General features: G+C 41.3%; 13 protein-coding genes. 4 read left to right on the forward strand and 9 right to left on the reverse strand.

The genetic code is table 11. The annotated features are described in order from the left end of the window. Positions 1-5 precede the first annotated feature (5 nt). A complete protein-coding gene (dapD, locus tag ACHUE3_RS14145; protein WP_394193033.1) occupies positions 6-833 on the forward strand; it encodes a 2,3,4,5-tetrahydropyridine-2,6-dicarboxylate N-succinyltransferase in 828 nt (275 codons plus the stop codon). A 170-nt stretch (positions 834-1,003) separates the two neighbouring features. On the opposite strand, the gene ACHUE3_RS14150 is transcribed toward dapD, so the two are convergent. Continuing rightward, complete coding sequence (locus tag ACHUE3_RS14150; RefSeq protein WP_394193034.1) at positions 1,004-2,020, reverse strand: DUF2804 domain-containing protein; 1,017 nt, start codon at positions 2,018-2,020, stop codon at positions 1,004-1,006. Between the two features lie 140 nt (positions 2,021-2,160). On the opposite strand from ACHUE3_RS14150, the gene ACHUE3_RS14155 reads away from it, so the two are divergent. The 3 genes from ACHUE3_RS14155 to ACHUE3_RS14165 all read left to right on the forward strand — a co-directional run bounded on the left by ACHUE3_RS14155 (position 2,161) and on the right by ACHUE3_RS14165 (position 8,574). Next, a complete protein-coding gene (locus tag ACHUE3_RS14155) occupies positions 2,161-4,191 on the forward strand; it encodes a BCCT family transporter (RefSeq protein ID WP_394193035.1) in 2,031 nt (676 codons plus the stop codon). Positions 4,192-4,381: 190 nt separating this feature from the next. Beyond that, positions 4,382-7,492: an efflux RND transporter permease subunit gene (locus ACHUE3_RS14160; RefSeq protein ID WP_394193036.1), complete on the forward strand. Its 3,111-nt coding sequence runs from the start codon at positions 4,382-4,384 to the stop codon at positions 7,490-7,492. After that, on the forward strand, positions 7,489-8,574 hold the full coding sequence (locus tag ACHUE3_RS14165; protein WP_394193037.1) for an efflux RND transporter periplasmic adaptor subunit: 1,086 nt from the start codon (positions 7,489-7,491) through the stop codon (positions 8,572-8,574). The genes ACHUE3_RS14160 and ACHUE3_RS14165 overlap by 4 nt, the downstream gene beginning before the upstream one ends. A gap of 51 nt (positions 8,575-8,625) precedes the next feature. Here the strand turns inward: ACHUE3_RS14165 and ACHUE3_RS14170 are convergent, their stop codons facing one another. The 8 genes from ACHUE3_RS14170 to ACHUE3_RS14205 form a co-directional block, all read right to left on the reverse strand. Beyond that, positions 8,626-10,581, reverse strand: coding sequence for a HAMP domain-containing methyl-accepting chemotaxis protein (locus ACHUE3_RS14170; protein WP_394193038.1), 1,956 nt, complete (start codon positions 10,579-10,581; stop codon positions 8,626-8,628). Between the two features lie 215 nt (positions 10,582-10,796). Then, a complete protein-coding gene (locus ACHUE3_RS14175) occupies positions 10,797-11,378 on the reverse strand; it encodes a hypothetical protein (RefSeq protein WP_394193039.1) in 582 nt (193 codons plus the stop codon). Positions 11,379-11,748: 370 nt separating this feature from the next. After that, positions 11,749-12,081, reverse strand: coding sequence for a Na+/H+ antiporter subunit G (locus ACHUE3_RS14180; protein WP_099296511.1), 333 nt, complete (start codon positions 12,079-12,081; stop codon positions 11,749-11,751). Positions 12,082-12,090: 9 nt separating this feature from the next. After that, the gene (locus ACHUE3_RS14185; RefSeq protein ID WP_016707651.1) at positions 12,091-12,360 is read right to left on the reverse strand and encodes a K+/H+ antiporter subunit F; all 270 of its coding nucleotides are present in this window, start codon (positions 12,358-12,360) and stop codon (positions 12,091-12,093) included. Beyond that, the gene (locus ACHUE3_RS14190) at positions 12,354-12,890 is read right to left on the reverse strand and encodes a Na+/H+ antiporter subunit E (protein WP_394193040.1); all 537 of its coding nucleotides are present in this window, start codon (positions 12,888-12,890) and stop codon (positions 12,354-12,356) included. The genes ACHUE3_RS14185 and ACHUE3_RS14190 overlap by 7 nt, the downstream gene beginning before the upstream one ends. Further along, a complete protein-coding gene (locus ACHUE3_RS14195; protein WP_394193041.1) occupies positions 12,890-14,407 on the reverse strand; it encodes a monovalent cation/H+ antiporter subunit D in 1,518 nt (505 codons plus the stop codon). Before ACHUE3_RS14195 ends, ACHUE3_RS14190 begins: the two co-directional genes overlap by 1 nt. Then, entirely contained in the window at positions 14,404-14,751 is a 348-nt protein-coding gene (locus tag ACHUE3_RS14200) for a Na+/H+ antiporter subunit C (protein ID WP_099296515.1), read from the reverse strand. Before ACHUE3_RS14200 ends, ACHUE3_RS14195 begins: the two co-directional genes overlap by 4 nt. Next, positions 14,751-17,543, reverse strand: a complete 2,793-nt coding sequence (locus ACHUE3_RS14205; RefSeq protein WP_394193042.1) for a monovalent cation/H+ antiporter subunit A — start codon at positions 17,541-17,543, stop codon at positions 14,751-14,753. The genes ACHUE3_RS14200 and ACHUE3_RS14205 overlap by 1 nt, the downstream gene beginning before the upstream one ends. Positions 17,544-17,601 lie beyond the last annotated feature (58 nt).

Consider the following 17,601-nt stretch of genomic DNA (forward strand, 5'->3'; position numbering starts at 1 on the left):
ACATTATGTCAGATTTAAAAACCATGATTGAAAACGCCTGGGATAACCGTGATAGCATCACCCCAAGTTCAGTATCAAGCGATGTAAAGCAAGCCATTATTGATGCGCTAGAGTTACTTGATAGTGGTGCAGCACGTGTTGCTGAAAAAATTAGCGGTGAATGGGTTGTACATCAGTGGTTGAAAAAGGCCGTGTTACTGTCGTTTCGTATCCGCGATAACGAACCAATGAACGATGGTGTAAACCAGTTTTACGATAAAGTGCCACTTAAATTCAGTGACTACACACCAGAGCAATTTCAACAAGGTGGTATGCGCGTAGTTCCAAACGCTGTTGCACGCAAAGGCAGCTTTGTTGGTAAGAACGTAGTACTGATGCCATCGTACGTAAACATTGGCGCCTATGTTGACGAAGGCACCATGGTTGATACATGGGCCACTGTAGGCTCATGCGCACAAATAGGTAAGAACGTTCATCTATCGGGCGGTGTGGGCATAGGCGGTGTTTTAGAGCCGTTACAAGCGAATCCTACAATTATTGAAGATAACTGCTTTATTGGCGCACGTTCTGAAATTGTAGAAGGTGTAGTAGTTGAAGAAGGCGCTGTGATCTCAATGGGCGTTTACATCAGTCAAAGCACGCGTATTTACGACCGCGAAACCGGCGAAATCCACTATGGCCGCGTGCCAGCTGGGGCTGTTGTAGTACCTGGTGCATTACCATCAAAAGATGGTACACACAGCCTGTACGCTGCAATCATCGTGAAAAAAGTCGATCAACAAACCCGCGAAAAAGTCGGTATTAACGCCCTACTTCGTTCAATAGACGAATAAGAGCTGTAAGCTATGAAGTTATAAGCGATGAGCTGATTTAAGTTAATAGCTGGGTTTGAGGATATCACTCCCAGCTATTTTATTTTTCACTCAATACTAATTAATGAGTTAAAACCAAATGTTTACTTTATCGGAGTCAGATCAAACGGCTGACGGCTAAAATACTCTCTCTACCATTTCGCATAATGATCTTCGGTAAAGCCCCACTCGCCATTGAGTGTAATCACTTCATTTTCGAGGGTGATTTGGCCATAAAAACGACCGAAGTGTTGAGTGAAATTGCTGGCGATAATAAGTAAGTTAGTTTTATCGTGGCGGTTACCTACAGGCTCAAAGGTTAGGTTTATGATGCCGTCGTTTGAGCGCAACTGCCATTGTCTGCAATCGTTTTTATCGCGATAACGCTGAAACTTAAAATCGACCATGTCTATTTTTATTAAAGAGTTATCAAGCCACAACGCATTTTCAGTAAAGCCTGTTTCTACAACGCCTGCTGCAAGGTTTAGACCTAAACGGCGCCCATCTGTTAAAGTACAAGCTAAACTCCCCCAGTTCCAAAATGTTTCTCGGCGCATAAAGCCTGCACTCCAATCAACACATGCCAACGCGTTTACTTGCTCAAGGTTGATATGTTTACCTCGCCAGTCGACAGTGCCTGAGCAAGGTAGTGCTGCAACTTTCTGTGTAAAGTGAAAACCAGTAAAACTCGCTCTTGCACAAACCGTAAGCGGGTTGTAATTTACTGACTCATCAATGACAGCCTTTATTTTAAGTCCTGCGTTTAAGCATACTGTGACTTTACGCAAACCTGATTCAGCACTGAGCGTGACACTATTCCCACCTTTATGAAAATGCGCCTTGCCTGAGTTTGGCGTAGTATCAATGTAAGTACTCATAGCGAATAAATTAGTAAAGCTAAACTCCTCAAATTCACCCGTGCTTGGGTGATACACATAGACAAAACAGTTACTAGCAATTTTCAAGTCAACTATCGCTAAGCCAATAATAAGAGTTTCACACGTAAAACTTATAAACTGAAACTGATTAAATTTTAGCTTTTTCGCAAACGAGCTTGTTACCTTGCCCATGCTGTTGCGCAAGTCAAAATCCATATAGTTAATTTGTTCAATCCCTTGCTCAAACACGCCAAACTGCGCGTTGCCACGGTGATCGATTAGTTTTTTCATGATCAGTAGAGCCCGTTTAGTATCAGCATTTAGCTAATTTGGGTAAATAATGCAAGCTACTTAATTAGCCAGTACCCAATATATGTAATAAGGTATGCAGGCATGCTTTAAAGTTAGCACTTAATATTAGGGATTAATATATGACGAAAAAGACATTCCGCTCAACTCTTTTGCTGCCTGTATTTTTACCTGCAGTTTTCATCATCTTATGTTTAGTACTTGGCACTATCAGTAACCCCGAACTGGCCGGTGAAGCATTCAGTGTAACCTTATCATGGATAACAGAAACCTTTGGTTGGTTTTATATGTTGTCTGTCGCTATTTTCTTGGTTTTTATTGTCTCAGTTGCCGCCTCTAGTTGGGGCAATATTAAGCTTGGACCTGACCATGCACAGCCCCAGTATAGTTTTCCTGAATGGTTTGCCATGCTTTTCTCTGCTGGCTACGGTGTGGCTTTACTTTATTTTGGCGTTGCTGAACCCGTTTTACACTATGCCTCACCGCCAAGTGGCGCAGCAGAAACTGTGGATGCAGCTAAACAAGCAATGCAAATTGCCTTTTTTCATTGGGGCTTTCATATCTGGGCTATATACGGCATTGTAGGATTAGTACTTGCTTACTTTGCTTTTCGCCATGGCCTACCATTATCGATACGCTCTGCTTTATACCCTCTGATTGGTGATAAAATTCACGGCCCTACTGGTCATACAGTGGATGTATTTGCCATCTTAGGCACTCTATTTGGTATTGCTACCACATTAGGCTTATCAGTAACGCAAATCAACGCGGGATTACATTACTTATGGCCTAGTATTCCTGTTAATACCACGGTACAAATTATAGCCATCGCTTCAATAACAGCCGCTGCGACCATCTCGGTTGTGGCAGGCATGGATAAAGGCGTGAAGCGCCTATCTATTTTAAATATGGTACTGGCAATCACGTTAATGACCTTTGTCTTTTTTGTCGGTTCAAGCATTCATATTTTAGAATCGTTTTTACAAAATACCGGCAGTTACCTAAGTGGTATTGTTGAACGTACATTTAACTTACAAGCCTATAGCCGCAGTGACTGGATAGGTAATTGGACATTATTTATATTTGGCTGGACTATCGCATGGGCACCATTTGTAGGAATGTTTATTGCCAAAATTAGCCGTGGGCGCACCATTAGGCAATTTGTCGTAGGTGTAATGTTAGTCCCAACTATTTTTACCTTTTTATGGTTCTCTGTGTTTGGCGACACAGCATTAAACCTGATAATGAATGAAGGGTTTGACACCTTAATTGTAGACGTGCAGGCAAATCACGCTGTTGCGCTATTTCAATTATTTGAAGCCCTACCTTGGTCATTTTTTATCTCGTTAGTGACGGTCATTTTGATTATTACATTTTTTGTCACCTCATCCGATTCAGGATCATTAGTTATTGATTCACTTGCATCAGGAGGCAGCCTCGACACACCAGCTTGGCAGCGCGTTTTTTGGGCTGTATTAGAGGGCACCGTGGCATCTGTGCTTCTGCTTGCCGGTGGTTTAAGTGCGCTACAAACAATGACGATAGCAAGTGCATTACCCTTTGCTGTGATCATGTTACTTGCAACCGCTGGACTATGGCGCGCTTTGCGAATCGAAGGACACAGAGACTCTAGCTTACAAGCACATACATTGACCAACAAAAGTCCAGACCTTTCACATTGGAAGCGACGCTTAGCTGCGATGGTCAGCTACCCTAAAAAGAACGACGTGCATACTTTTATCAGCCAAACTGTTATTAACGCAATGGAATCTGTGCAGGCCGAACTTAAAACTCGCCAATGGCAAGCCGTAGTTGAATTTAATGATGTCATGGGGCGTGCTTTTTTAACTGTGTTAAGACATGAACATGTTGATTTTGTCTACGATATTAGGTTAACAGAGCACGCAACTCCCAGCTTTGCTTACGCTGAGTTAAAACCCAATGAGGATGACCCTCAGCTTTATTATCGTGCCGAGGTGTTTTTACGCCGAGGCGGTTTATCTTACGATATTTATGGCTTTAATGAAGATGATATTGTTAGGGATATACTCGATCAGTTTGAAAACTACCTACACTTTTTAGACAACAGTCCTGGGGAGCTGCCGTGGGACATGACAAAACACGACGAGATGTTAGATTCCGATAAAAGCTAACTAAACCACCAAGCCTCTTATATATTAAGGGGCTTACTTTTAATTAAATTGTTACAGGGTATTACGAAAACACATTTCAACCCTGATTTTGTGCCACCTATCGCTACCTTTGTAACATATCTAATTTGCTTAGCTGGCATTTTTTTTAGCTAGCACTACAATGCAGCAAAGTAATATTGGAACAGCCACAATGAATCTGACGCGTAGCTCGTTAAAAAACCCCGCGAGCGTTATAGTCATCTTAGTGTTAATTATTTTATTTGGCATTTTAAGTATTTTTAAACTGCCAATTCAATTAACCCCAGACATCGAACAACCTCAAATCACCATCTTTTCTGGTTGGCGCCAAGCAGCCCCTGAAGAAATAGAATCAGTCATTATAGAGCCAATTGAGAATGCCGTTAAAAACACTCCCGGCGCACTCGAGGTGAATACTAATATCAACCGCGGAAATGGATCAATTACGCTAACCTTTGCCGTAGGGCAAAACATGCAGCAAGCGATGCTCGATGTACTAACGAGCTTAAATCAAGCGCCCCCTCTGCCGCTCGATGCGTTTGACCCTGTGGTTTTCGCTGGGGGAAACAATGGCGAAGCGGCTGCGACACTTTTGGTTACACCAAAAGATTATCAATCGGATAATTTAGACTTTGATATGGCGCAATTTCAAAAGCAAATTGATGAGTTTATTGAACCCCGCTTAGCACGTATACCCGGAGTTGCTCGAGTAGATTTAGCCAGTGAACGACCAAAAGAGTTAAGAATTACATTCGACCCTCATAAAGCTGCCGCATTAGGCATTAGCTTAAATCAAATTAGCAATGTACTTGCCAGCTCCCGCGATACATCAGGTGGCTTAGCCAATGTTGGAAGACGCCAATACACCGTAAGGTTTACCGGACAGTACGACTTAGCGAGCATGGCACAAATGCGTGTGGGTTACTCAAACAATCGTCCAATCTATTTAGGCGATATTGCCAGCGTAGAACGCACCTATTCAGATCGATTAGGCATGAGTGGCCGCAATGGCAAACCAGCCTATTACATACGCATTTCACGCTCTAATAGCGCCAACACCGTAGCACTATTAGATGATATTAATTTAGCAATCAAAGAGCTAAACCAAGGCCCCCTTGCTGACAATGGCTTATCTATTGAGTTGAGCTTTGATGCTTCTGTACATATACGTAATGCGCTTTCGTTAGTGAAAGGTAACTTAGGACTGGGTGTTGTTTTATCATGCCTAATTTTATGGCTGTTCTTTAGAGGTCTAAAGGCTACCTTTATCATTGCGGCGACAATTCCTATCTCATTAATGGTCGCATTTTTAGCATTAAATATCTTTGGCCGCAGTTTAAATGTTATCTCGCTTGCGGGCTTAGCCTTTGCAGTGGGGTTAGTGTTAGATGCGGCAATAATTGTGCAAGAAAACATAGCCAGACTGCGTTCAGAGGAGTTGGATAATAGAAAAGCCGCTTTAAAAGGCGCTGCCCAAGTAACGGGAGCATTATTTGCCTCAACCACCACAAGCGTAGCAATATTTTTACCTATTTTGTTTATGGCCGGTATTGAAGGACAACTGTTTTCAGACTTAGCATTAACTCTGTCTATTGCTGTTATCACGTCTATGGTATGCGCGATTACGCTTATTCCTTTAGCCAATAATCTATGGCCTGACACTGAACTCAAAGCAGACCCTTATCACCTTTATTGGCAAAACCTAAGTTCGTTCATCATGAAGCTCACCAATAGCCGCGTTAAGCAGCTGACTTGGATTGGGCTACTTTTAGGTGGCTCAGTATTGACTACGCTAACAATGTTACCTAAAACTGATTTTATGCCCCGCGCACCGACGGATGGCTTCTTCTTTAACTTAGCTACTCCACCGGGTGGCAATGTGCAATTTATGGAAGAAGAGCTATTAATGCGAGTAAAAAAACGCTTAATGCCATATTACACTGGCGAAAAAGAGCCGGGTATCAAAGACTTTAACTTCTACGCATTTGGCTCAAATGCAGGTGGCTTTATTTACTCTGCCGATCCGCAGCGAGTCGAGGAACTGATGAAGGTCGCGCGAGAAGAAATATTTATTGACTTGCCAGACACCCAAGTTTTCTTTTTCAGAGGTTCAATGATCCAAGTTGCTAATGGCGGTGATGGCCGTGCTATTAATATCGATTTAACGGGACCAAACATGGACGATTTGGTGGTCGGTGCAAACGTAGCGCTGCAGGCTGTTAAAGAAGCACTACCAAATGCAACGGCTCAACCACAACCTCGCTTAGACATGGCAGAGCCTGAGCTTAGACTTACACCTAATGATCGCCGTATCACACAAGCAGGTTTGACACGGCGCGATGTATCTCAAGCTGTACAAGCTTACACTGGGGGATTATTTGTTAATGAGTACTTCGATGGCAATGAGCGGATGAATGTAATTCTACGCGGAGTACCATGGCAAACACCGGAACAACTCAAAGCATTACCTATTGTGACCCCACATTCAGGCATTCAAACATTGGGGGAGCTGGCGAATATAGAGCGTACTGTAGGACCAACTCAATTACGCCGTGTTAATGGTCGTCGTACTGTGAGTGTAGTGGTTACGCCCCCAGCCAATATGAGCCTACAACAAGCACAAACAATTTTAACTGAACAAGTTATGCCGAAAGTTAGAGCTAATTTACCAAGCAATGCTGGAGCTATCTTGGCAGGTAATGCACAAAAAATGAATTCTGCGATGACTGAAATGTCACTTAATTTTATGCTTGCGTTATTCATATTATTTTTACTGATGACGGCGCTATTTAAATCAGCAAAAGACAGCCTTTTAGTGCTGCTTGTTATGCCACTCGCTATCGCAGGCGGGGTGCTTGCACTGTTTATTCTTAACTTATTTACCTTTCAATCCCTCGATTTGCTGACCATGATTGGCTTTATTATTTTACTTGGTTTGGTAGTTAATAATGCGATTTTATTAGTTGACCAAACACGTGTAGCAATGGCTAAAGGGCTTAATCGTGAAGCTGCAGTAAAACAAGCCGTGTTGCTCAGGTCGCGCCCAGTTTACTTGAGCACCCTAACGAGTCTGTTTGGTATGCTACCACTGATGCTGATGCCTGGTGTTGGCTCAGAAATTTATAGAGGACTTGCGACCGTTATTGTCGGCGGAATGGCAATTAGTGCCCTATTCACCCTCATTTTAATGCCTAGTTTGTTACAACTTGGCCGTAAACTGCCCCCTTCAAAAGTGGAAGACTCAATAACAAATGCTCCACAAAGTTTAAAGGCAAACCAATGAATCTCGAGAGTAAATCAATGAATAATATAAAATCAGCAATCCTCACTTTTGGCCTGTGTTGTAGTTTTTTTGTGACCCATGCCAAGGCTGTTGTTCCGGTTACTGTAGATAGTGTTACTAAAGCGCCCCTTACTAGTGAAATTGAGGTCAATGGTACCCTTTATGGTAAAGACGATGTGACCCTTACCGCGGGAATTAGCGGTCGTCTTTTATATGTCGCTGAACCTGGAACTAGTATCAACCAAAATGATATTTTAGTGCGTATGGATACACTTCCTCTTGAATTAGACAAAGCACGTCAGCAAGAGATGCTTAACCGCGCCAAAATTAATCTACGCCTATATCAGCAGGAACTGACGCGCCTCACAGAGTTAGCAAAATCGAGTAGCGCGGCAATTAGCCAAGTTGACCTAGTACAAAATAAGCACGATCTAGCTCGTTCTGACATTGCACTTGCCGAGCTTGAACTGAAAGTTATTGAAGATAAACTCAAACGAGCCACTATCCGGGCCCCTTTCGCAGGCGTGATCAGCGAACGATTTAAACGCGCTGGCCGTGAGATAAATCGTGCAGAAGAGTTGCTCACCTTATTAGATATAAATCATTTAGAGGTCAGGCTTTACGTGCCCGTCAAATACCTAAAGTATCTTGAGCCTGGTATCGAGCTGCCAATAAAAGCGGGAGATTTATCACAACTTCAAAGCGCAACTGCGATTGTTACTGCCGTGATCCCATCAACGGATCCGCGTTCACAAACAATCGAAGTACGCGCAATGCTTAACCCTATAAACAAGCATGCATGGGCAATTGGCCAACTTGTAGACGTTGCAGTCCCCTTAAAAAGTAAAAATTCGATGTTGTTAGTTAACCGTGATGCATTAATCATTCGCAAGCAAGGAACACATATCGTGAAAATTGATAAGCAGAGTAAAGCAATTCAAATTCCTGTTTCCGTCGGCGAAGGAAAAGGCCAGCTTATTGCAGTCACCCCACTTGAAGTAGGCAGTTTAATAACAGGTGATAGAATTGCTATTCGCGGTGCAGAACGACTTCAAACAGGCCAAGAAGTCGACGTGCAATAAAATATAGGTCATAAAAGAGCCGAACTACATCCGGCTCTTTATGTATCTGCTTTAACTAACTTTAAACTGTTTGACTATATAATCTAGCTCATTCGCAGTTTCAGATAGAGAGTTGGCAATACTGGCTGCTTGTTCTGCCCCAGCCATTGTGTCGTGCGCTTTTTCATTAACATGCTGCACACTTTCACTAATTTGCTGACTCACAACATTTTGCTCTTCTGACGCACTAGCAATTTGTACATTCATGTCTTTAATTGTCCCCACTGATTGAGATATTTGGTCTAGTGCCTCACCTGTTTGCTCTGTTTTTTCGGCGGTTTGCTCTACACTCGTCATGCTTGACTTCATGGACTCAACAGACTTTTTCGCTTCGTTTTGAAGCTTCGAAATCATTACTTGAATCTCTTCTGTACTTTGTTGAGTTCTACTAGCTAAAGAACGCACTTCGTCTGCAACAACCGCAAAACCACGCCCTTGCTCGCCCGCTCGAGCAGCTTCAATTGCTGCATTTAAAGCGAGTAAATTGGTTTGATCTGCAATTCCCCTGATCACATCGAGTATTGAGCCCACAGACTCAGTCTCTGCTTCCAAATTCGCAATTGTGTGGCTAACATCCATCATAGTTTCTACAAGCTCGCCCATCGCAGCATGTGTTTGTGCAACAACCTGTGACCCATTAAGCACCTCATTATCAGCTGTTGATGCTGCGTCAGCTGCCATTTGTGCACTTTGAGTGATTTCGTTAACCGTCGCAGACATTTCGTGCATTGCTGTTGCGGTTTGTGTTAACTGTACAGATTGCTGTTCAGCACCGGTTTTCGACTCTTCGGTGATCGAAGTAAGGCTAAGCGAGGTTTCAGATACCTGAGTAGTGGACTCACGGATTTGAGATAACATTTGATTCAGCTTTAAGGTCATTTCTTTCATTGCCAAGTAAATACCCGACTCTTTGCCAGTATTATCAAATTGGTGACGTAAATCACCTTCTGAAATTGCCTGTACTATTTTTGCAATCTCTAACGGCTCTCCACCAATCGGCTTTTTAATTAAACGAGTAATGAAAATGCTCAATACAATACCTAAAATAATCACAATGATTGAAAAAACGATGATGGTATTTATCGCATTTTGGTTACTGGATTGAATAGAAGGCCCTATTTGATCTTGCCGCTGTTGCGAGCTTAGCTTTATTTCTTCAATCTCAGACGCCACTTTTGGCCCTACTTTATCTAGCGTACCTGATATGATCATATTGCGCTCATCAATCGTTTTATGGATTTGGTCAATACCATCAACGTACTTGGCAGTACGGCTTATAAAATCATTAACTAACGATGTTTCTAAGGTGCTATTAGTAAACAAGGATAATTCATTAACGCGTTTATTAACTACATCAAATTCTTCAAGCGAACGTTCAAACTCAGCTTGCGTATTATTAATCAAATATTTACTGACATAGAGACGCCCTAACAATAAAGACTCTTGCAATGCAGATGCCTGAGCTAGACCTTCAAAGTTGTTCTCTTTTTTACTAATTTGAATTAACTGCGTCACTGCTTTTCGCATCTCTGCGCCATTTGCGTCCAGTACAGATGAAACAATGGCATTTCGCTTATTCACCAAATTAACAATTTTATCGAAACCCGATTTATATAAATCTATCTCGTCAGATATTTTATTGATCGCCGTTAATTTAGTAGGATCTGTAAATTGCTTTTGACCGGTATTTATTAAATCAGTAAGTAATGAATGGCGATTATTAAACTCGTTGATGTTACTTATTTTTTTGTCTTTTAGGTACTTAAGAGCTTCTAATCTGAGTGTAAGCACATTAGCTTGAATTCGAGCAGATAAATTACTATCACGCGCATTTTTTCTGTATTCTACAAAGTTATTATAGCCAGAGTTTAGTGCAAATAACGCGACGATACTGACTACACCGAGTAGTAATATCATTACACCGAATGCAAGGTTTAGTTGGGTATTTAATCTTAATTTAGCCAGCATATGCAAGGGTCTCTTTTGAGTTTATGAGCGCATCCATTGCATACAAAATCCTTAGTTTAGATATCTGATAAGTATAGAAAGTTTTAGGTTAATGGCTAGATTTAATGGTTACTCTTGATGAATTTATGAAATTTCCTATGCCATTCAGTAACTAATGAGCACTTTAGAAGTAAAATGACCAGCTAGTGAAGTATTTTAGATTACATTTTATATCGTTAATTGCAGCTAAACATGCTTATATCAATTCTTTTAAGTTGTTTACCTTTTAAAGAATAATCATTGTGCTCTATGAGCAATTTATCGTTCTTAGTAGAAAACGAAAAATCCCCAAGCTTATTTAAAGTTACAATGGGTGTAAGTGAATAAAAACCTGCTTTATCTGTACATTGAAAAGAAAAGTAATGCGTTGCTTTGCCTAATGTATCTGAATCAGCAGTATATACGCTGATTTTATCCTTAAGCTGATATTTATCTGCATTCGTCCCAACCACGATATAAAGCACACACACTATTATGAGCACAATTGATTGTAAGCCAGCTAAAATAAATAGGCTTACCTGAAAAAGCTTTTTATATAAAACTGTTGTTAATCGGTGGGGAGAGTGTGCTTGCCTCACTAATAAGAATCCACCTAAAAGAACCATTAAAAGCTTAATTGGCATTAAAAATACTGTCACATAATACATTGTTTGCTCGCTTTTCCACTGAAGACCAAAAGCAGGAGCAATAAAAAGGCTGTCAATTAAAGGGATTAGTATTAATAAACTGGTGAGGGTAAATTTGATATTTTTTTGCATATAAAAGTAACAAAATTGGCGATGTATTTAGTATATACCCAAACCACCTCAAGATGCAGAATTCAGCGTTTCACAGGGGCTTAATATCAAGGCGTTACTTTGCAACAATGGCAGTCCCTTTTAAGAAGTAACAACGATGAAAGTAAGTTCCTGTGAAACGCCCAAGGGGTTGGTTTAAAAGTGATTTATACTGCGTTATTGATTTTAACAATAGAACCACTATTTCTTGCAATCAATGCCTTGCCTAAATCGCTTTTAACTCCAACTGAAACTCGCATCTTGAGGTGGCTTGGGTATACAAATAATAACAACCAATAAAAAGCCCGTTAAAACTTAACGGGCTTATGTCTAAAAGTAGGCTCAATAATGATTAATCATCTTCTACGTTATCAAGACCTTTAGTACCTTTTTTCGCTTTTAACTTATGGTGTATGGCTGATTTTATTAACATATACCCGCTAATAGGCGCTGTAATTAATAAGAAAATGGTGATCAGTAGTTCTTTTACACTGATACCATTTTGCGTGCTACTAAAAAACACCATAGCAGCAATTAACACACCAGCCATACCTAGGGTCGTTGCTTTTGTCGGCCCGTGTAATCGCATAAAAAAATCTGGCATTTTAATTAAGCCAATTGAGCCAATTAAAATAAACGCGCCACCAATGAGCAATAAGATAGAGACTATCCATTCACTGTACATATTATTACCTTATTCGATGATATCGCCGCGCAGTAAATATTTACACACTGCTACTGTGCTGACAAATCCAAGCATCGCAATTAACAATGCCGCTTCAAAATAAAGACCTGTGCCCATACTCATGCCGTAAAGAATAATAAGCGCAATAGTATTTATATACATAGTATCAAGCGCCAAAATCCTATCAGGTACTGATGGGCCTACTACAAGTCGCCACAAATTAAGTAAAAGTGATAAACCAATCATCGCGAAGACGATTAAAAAAACCGTTTCTAACATTGAAATATCTCCTTAAGCGGTGCTTCATAGCGTGTTTTAATTGTGTTAATTAATGCCTCTTCATCTGCCAAATCTAGCACGTGAATTAGTAAAAAGCGCTCAGTTGACTGCTCCCCTTCAGGAAGAGATTCAGGTATTGGGTAGACCTCAGCGCTAACTGTTCCGGGAGTTAAAGACACGGTACTTGCCAAAATAGTTATTGGCATTTCATGGCTTAAATCCAATGGAACTTTAACAAACGCTGGGCGCAACTTTTTAACTGGCCCCAAAATTAATAATGCCACTTGTAAGTTGGCGGTGACAATGTCATACAACACAATAAACAACTGCTTGATTGCCAACCCAGGCTTTAAAATCAGCGGTTGAGGATCACGAAATGGAAAGGTCGCAATAGGAATTAATATCGAGAAAATACTCGCCAACACTATATGACCTGCCGAAACACTGTTGTTCAATAGTAACCAAACAACAAATAGCAATAAGCTACGAAACGGTGTTGGTAGCCAACGGTAACGGGATTCTAAACGCATTATAAGCCTCCCTTAAGTACGGTATTTATACCACTGCTTATATCATGTAATTGAGTCGCTGCGGCAATCATATATTCAGTAATTGGCCCGGCAAAAATGACCATTAATGGTGAGCAAGCAAGTAATCCTATAACTGCAATTACCTGCAAAGGCTTGGCATTGTCTACTTCGAGGTGATCGCGGTCTTGATGCTTGCGTTCCCAAAACAAACTGGTTCCTGCCCGTGATAAGGCTACAAGCAAGGCAAAGCTTGCTATTAAATACACAGGCCAAAATACCAGCGCTCGCTCACTACCTAGCGTTGTTTTTAAAATCCATATCTTACCAATAAAACCTGATAAAGGTGGCATTCCTACAACAGCAAGCGCGGCAATAATAAAACATGCGCCAAGTAAAATTGGCTGCCCCACACCACGTCCTGGTGCAAGCCTGTCTGCTACTTTACCTCGTTGATGTGAAATAAGATCAGCAATTAAAAATAACGCCGCGCAAATAAGCGTAGAATGAACGAGGTAATATAACAATGCTGCGGTTGCACTTACGTGTTGAATAGCAACAAGCGCCACCAGTGTGCCAACAGAAACAACAACTAGATTTGCTGTGAGCTTACGTAAATCTTGAGCAGCAAGTACGCCAATGGCACCAATTGCAATAGTTGCAATCGCTAACCCCCAAAGAAATGGCTGGGCCATATGGTTTAATAACCCTGCATTTTCGCCAAATATTACAGTGTAAACACGCAGCATGGCATAAACGCCTACCTTGGTCATTATAGCAAACAATGCAGCAACTACTGGCATTGCGCTGGCGTAGGTATTAGGTAACCATAAATGAAGCGGTAATAACGCCCCTTTTAAGGCAAACACAACAAGTAATAACAAACCACCGATTTTAGCTAAAAATACATCATCGCCTTGAAGCATTGATACTTTTTGCGACATATCAGCAATATTAAGCGTGCCGAGAACACCATATAAAATACCTAAAGCAATCAAGAATACGCTTGACCCTATAAGGTTTAAAATAACGTATTGTAATGCTGCTCGGGTTTTATGTTTATCACCTGCGTGCATTAGCAATGAATAAGATGCGATAAGCAGCACTTCAAAGAATACAAACAGATTAAATAAGTCCCCAGTTAGAAAAGCGCCGTTTACACCTAACACTAAAAAGTGCAATAACGGGTGGAAAAAGCTACCTTTTTCATCGTCGCCAACGCTGCTGTATAAAGCTACGCTGAGCGCCAAAAACGAGGTCAATGCGACTAATAATACTGAGAGTAGATCTGCAACTAACACAATACCAAATGGTGCTTGCCAACCACCAATTGCATAGACAATAGGACCATTTTGATAGACATACACCAGCAATACAAGACTGATTATCGAAGTCAAAAGTGACATTATCATTGATACTGCACGACGTATTGGGATGCTCTTCCCACAAGGTGGCATCAACAACAATATTGCACTGAGCATAGGAATAAGAACAGGCCATGACGCGATATGCTGGATCATTTTTGCTCCTTGTTATTACTTTTTACAAGATGACCATCTACATGATCATTGCCTAAATCAGCGCGACCTCTGATTGCCAAAATAACCACAAATGCAGTCATTGCAAATCCTATTACTATTGCTGTGAGCACTAACGCTTGAGGTAATGGATCTGCGTAATCTGCTCCAGTGCCAAGTACAACCGCTTTATTAATTGTTAAACGACCCGCAGAGAACAAAAATAAGTTTACAGCGTAAGAGAGCATAGTTAGGCCCAATACAACTGGAAAAGTACGTGCTCTTAGAAGTAAATAGATACCACAAGTCACTAATACACCAACGCATGATGCGTATAATAGTTCCATTAAATATTCACCTCTTCTTTAGCTGCATCTGCAGTCAATTTACCAAGGCTTGCCAATATCATAAGTGTTGCCCCAACGACGGTTAAATACACACCTAAGTCAAATATAATGGCGCTTGCCAATTCAGTTTTACCAACAAATGGAATATCAAAATAATCAAACCAAGTAGTTAAGAATGGTCGACCAAACACCCAGCTACCAAGCCCAGTGAACATGGCGATTGCAATACCCGAGGCAATAATTTTTCTGTAGTTGACGTCAAAGCGTGATGTTATCCACTCAGAACCTCTTGCCATATATTGCAATATAAAGGCGATGGACGTTACAAGCCCTGCAATAAAACCACCACCGGGTAAGTTGTGCCCACGTAAGAAAATATATGCCGAAACTAATAAAGCGAGCGGTAACAAGCTTTGCGAAATGCTTGAAAGTAAAATAGGGTAGCGTTCACGCGCCCATGGACGCCCTTCACTATCACTTGCAGGCATAAATAGCGGTAAATTAGCAAGTAGCTTGTAAATACCCAATGCTGCGATACCTAGTACAATAATTTCACCCAGCGTATCAAAGCCCCTGAAGTCGACCAGAATTACGTTGACTACATTAGTACCGCCTCCACCTGTTTTGGCGTTTGCAACAAAAAAGTCGGATATAGATTCAAGTGGGCGAGTTAATAACGCATAACACACACTAGCAACTACAACACCCACTGCTGATGCAATGCCTAAATCTCGTAGTATACGCAATGAGCTCGATTCTTTGGGTGTTCGCTGCGGCAAGAAAAATAACGCCAACATAAGCAATATAACGGTTACTACTTCGACTGTAAGCTGGGTTAATGCTAAATCAGGTGCTGAGAATCGAGTGAAGGCTACAGACACCATCAAGCCTACAATTGATATCATTAACAGCGATACCATACGTGAGCGATGCCACAGTACAGTGCTGATGGCGCCTATAATTAATAAGCCTGCGCCTATCGCATTATGGAAATCAATCGGTGTACTTGGCGCGGTGCCTGCTAAAGCTCCCATCTCAAATAACGGCCAGCCCGCACATAAAAGTACAACGCCAAGCATTACAACAATATAACGTTGTAATGAACCGTTCTCTGTACTTTGGATCTTGTTCTGACTCCACTTTATTACGCTGTACATCACTCGTTCGAATGTCTTTTTAGCATTGAGCGTTGGAAGAGATGCTTGAAATTGAAATAAATGCTTGCGCTGGATGTAAATGAAAACACCGCACGCAGTTGCAATAAAACTCATCAATAAAGGTAAATTAAAGCCATGCCAGATTGATAACTTAAACTCTGGGGTAGAATCCCCAAGTACGGCAAGTGAGGCCGCAGATAAAATACCGTCGACAACAAAATTCGGGAACATACCTACAAGTAGGCACAATACCACTAATATTTCGATTGGCACTCGCATATAGCGCGGTGGCTCATGAGGAGTCTTCGGTAAATCTATTGGGTCGCCGTTAAAGAATACATCATGTATAAAGCGCGCCGAGTAAGCAACTGAAAACGCTGCGGCTAAAGTTGCCAAAACAGGAATTAACCAAGACATAGAGCCAAGTACTTGCTGGTGCAAAGTTTCAGCAAAAAACATTTCTTTAGATAAGAAACCATTTAACAGTGGCACACCAGCCATTGCCGCAGCAGCCACCATGGCAAGCGTGGCCGTGTATGGCATAAATCGCCACATCCCATTAAGTTTACGCATATCACGCGTGCCCGTTTCATGGTCAATAATACCTGTCGCCATAAACAAGGACGCTTTAAAGGTTGCATGGTTAATAATATGAAATATTGCAGCAACCGTCGCAAGTTCAGTATCTAACCCTAATAGTAAAGTGATTAAACCTAGGTGACTAATTGTAGAGTAAGCAAGCAATCCCTTCAGATCATGCTTAAACAGCGCAATATACGCACCGACTAACAATGTTGCTAAGCCTGTCATCGCCACTAAAATAAACCAGGTATCATTTCCAGCTAAGGCTGGATGAAAACGTGCAAGTAAGAAAATACCCGCTTTAACCATGGTTGCTGAGTGCAAGTAAGCACTTACCGGTGTTGGTGCTGCCATCGCATGAGGCAACCAAAAATGGAATGGAAACTGGGCAGACTTTGTAAACGCCCCAAGTAATACGAGCACTAGCGCGAGCTCAAATAACTCATGTGATTGTATAAGTGCACGGTTTGCTAAAATAGTGTCTAGGTTGTAACTACCGACTATATCACCGATAAGAAGCAAGCCACCCAATAACGCTAAACCACCTGCGCCAGTTACAGCCAGCGCCATACGAGCGCCTTTGCGAGCTTCTGATTTGTGCCACCAATAGCTAATCAACAAAAATGAACTAATACTGGTCAGCTCCCAGAAAAGCCATAACTGAATCACATTATTAGACATCACAATGCCCAGCATTGCAGTCATAAATAACATCAAATAGCTGTACAATTTGGGCATCGAGTCATTACTGCTTAAATAATAACGCGTATAGAAAATAACAAGAGACCCTATCCCTAGAATCATAAAGATAAATAACAGACTTAAACCGTCCAAGCGCAGAGATATTTCCATGCCCAACGCGGGTATCCAAGCCAAGGAATAACGAATTGTTTCACCACTGAGTACGGCAGGAGCATGGTAAATTGCAATTGCCAGAGCACTCAAAGGTGCAAGTAAAGTTAAACCCGTTGTTTGGTTACGAGATAATTTGCCGGTGCATGAAGAAATAACACTGCCAATTAAGGATAACAAGGGTATCCAGAGCAAAGTCATAATGAGGAACCTTTTAAAGTCATAAGAATATCAATACGCTGCTAGTTAATTTTAGTTG

Origin of the sequence: Pseudoalteromonas atlantica (assembly GCF_043641955.1) — a bacterium.
GTDB classification, from domain to species: Bacteria; Pseudomonadota; Gammaproteobacteria; order Enterobacterales; family Alteromonadaceae; genus Pseudoalteromonas; species Pseudoalteromonas atlantica_A.

Bases quoted from the DNA above. Each gene is read 5' to 3' on its own strand.
- dapD (WP_394193033.1), top strand. From the start codon at position 6: ATGTCAGATTTAAAAACCATGATTGAAAACGCCTGGGATAACCGTGAT.
- ACHUE3_RS14150 (WP_394193034.1), bottom strand. From the start codon at position 2,020: ATGAAAAAACTAATCGATCACCGTGGCAACGCGCAGTTTGGCGTGTTT.
- ACHUE3_RS14155 (WP_394193035.1), top strand. From the start codon at position 2,161: ATGACGAAAAAGACATTCCGCTCAACTCTTTTGCTGCCTGTATTTTTA.
- ACHUE3_RS14160 (WP_394193036.1), top strand. From the start codon at position 4,382: ATGAATCTGACGCGTAGCTCGTTAAAAAACCCCGCGAGCGTTATAGTC.
- ACHUE3_RS14165 (WP_394193037.1), top strand. From the start codon at position 7,489: ATGAATCTCGAGAGTAAATCAATGAATAATATAAAATCAGCAATCCTC.
- ACHUE3_RS14170 (WP_394193038.1), bottom strand. From the start codon at position 10,581: ATGCTGGCTAAATTAAGATTAAATACCCAACTAAACCTTGCATTCGGT.
- ACHUE3_RS14175 (WP_394193039.1), bottom strand. From the start codon at position 11,378: ATGCAAAAAAATATCAAATTTACCCTCACCAGTTTATTAATACTAATC.
- ACHUE3_RS14180 (WP_099296511.1), bottom strand. From the start codon at position 12,081: ATGTACAGTGAATGGATAGTCTCTATCTTATTGCTCATTGGTGGCGCG.
- ACHUE3_RS14185 (WP_016707651.1), bottom strand. From the start codon at position 12,360: ATGTTAGAAACGGTTTTTTTAATCGTCTTCGCGATGATTGGTTTATCA.
- ACHUE3_RS14190 (WP_394193040.1), bottom strand. From the start codon at position 12,890: ATGCGTTTAGAATCCCGTTACCGTTGGCTACCAACACCGTTTCGTAGC.
- ACHUE3_RS14195 (WP_394193041.1), bottom strand. From the start codon at position 14,407: ATGATCCAGCATATCGCGTCATGGCCTGTTCTTATTCCTATGCTCAGT.
- ACHUE3_RS14200 (WP_099296515.1), bottom strand. From the start codon at position 14,751: ATGGAACTATTATACGCATCATGCGTTGGTGTATTAGTGACTTGTGGT.
- ACHUE3_RS14205 (WP_394193042.1), bottom strand. From the start codon at position 17,543: ATGACTTTGCTCTGGATACCCTTGTTATCCTTAATTGGCAGTGTTATT.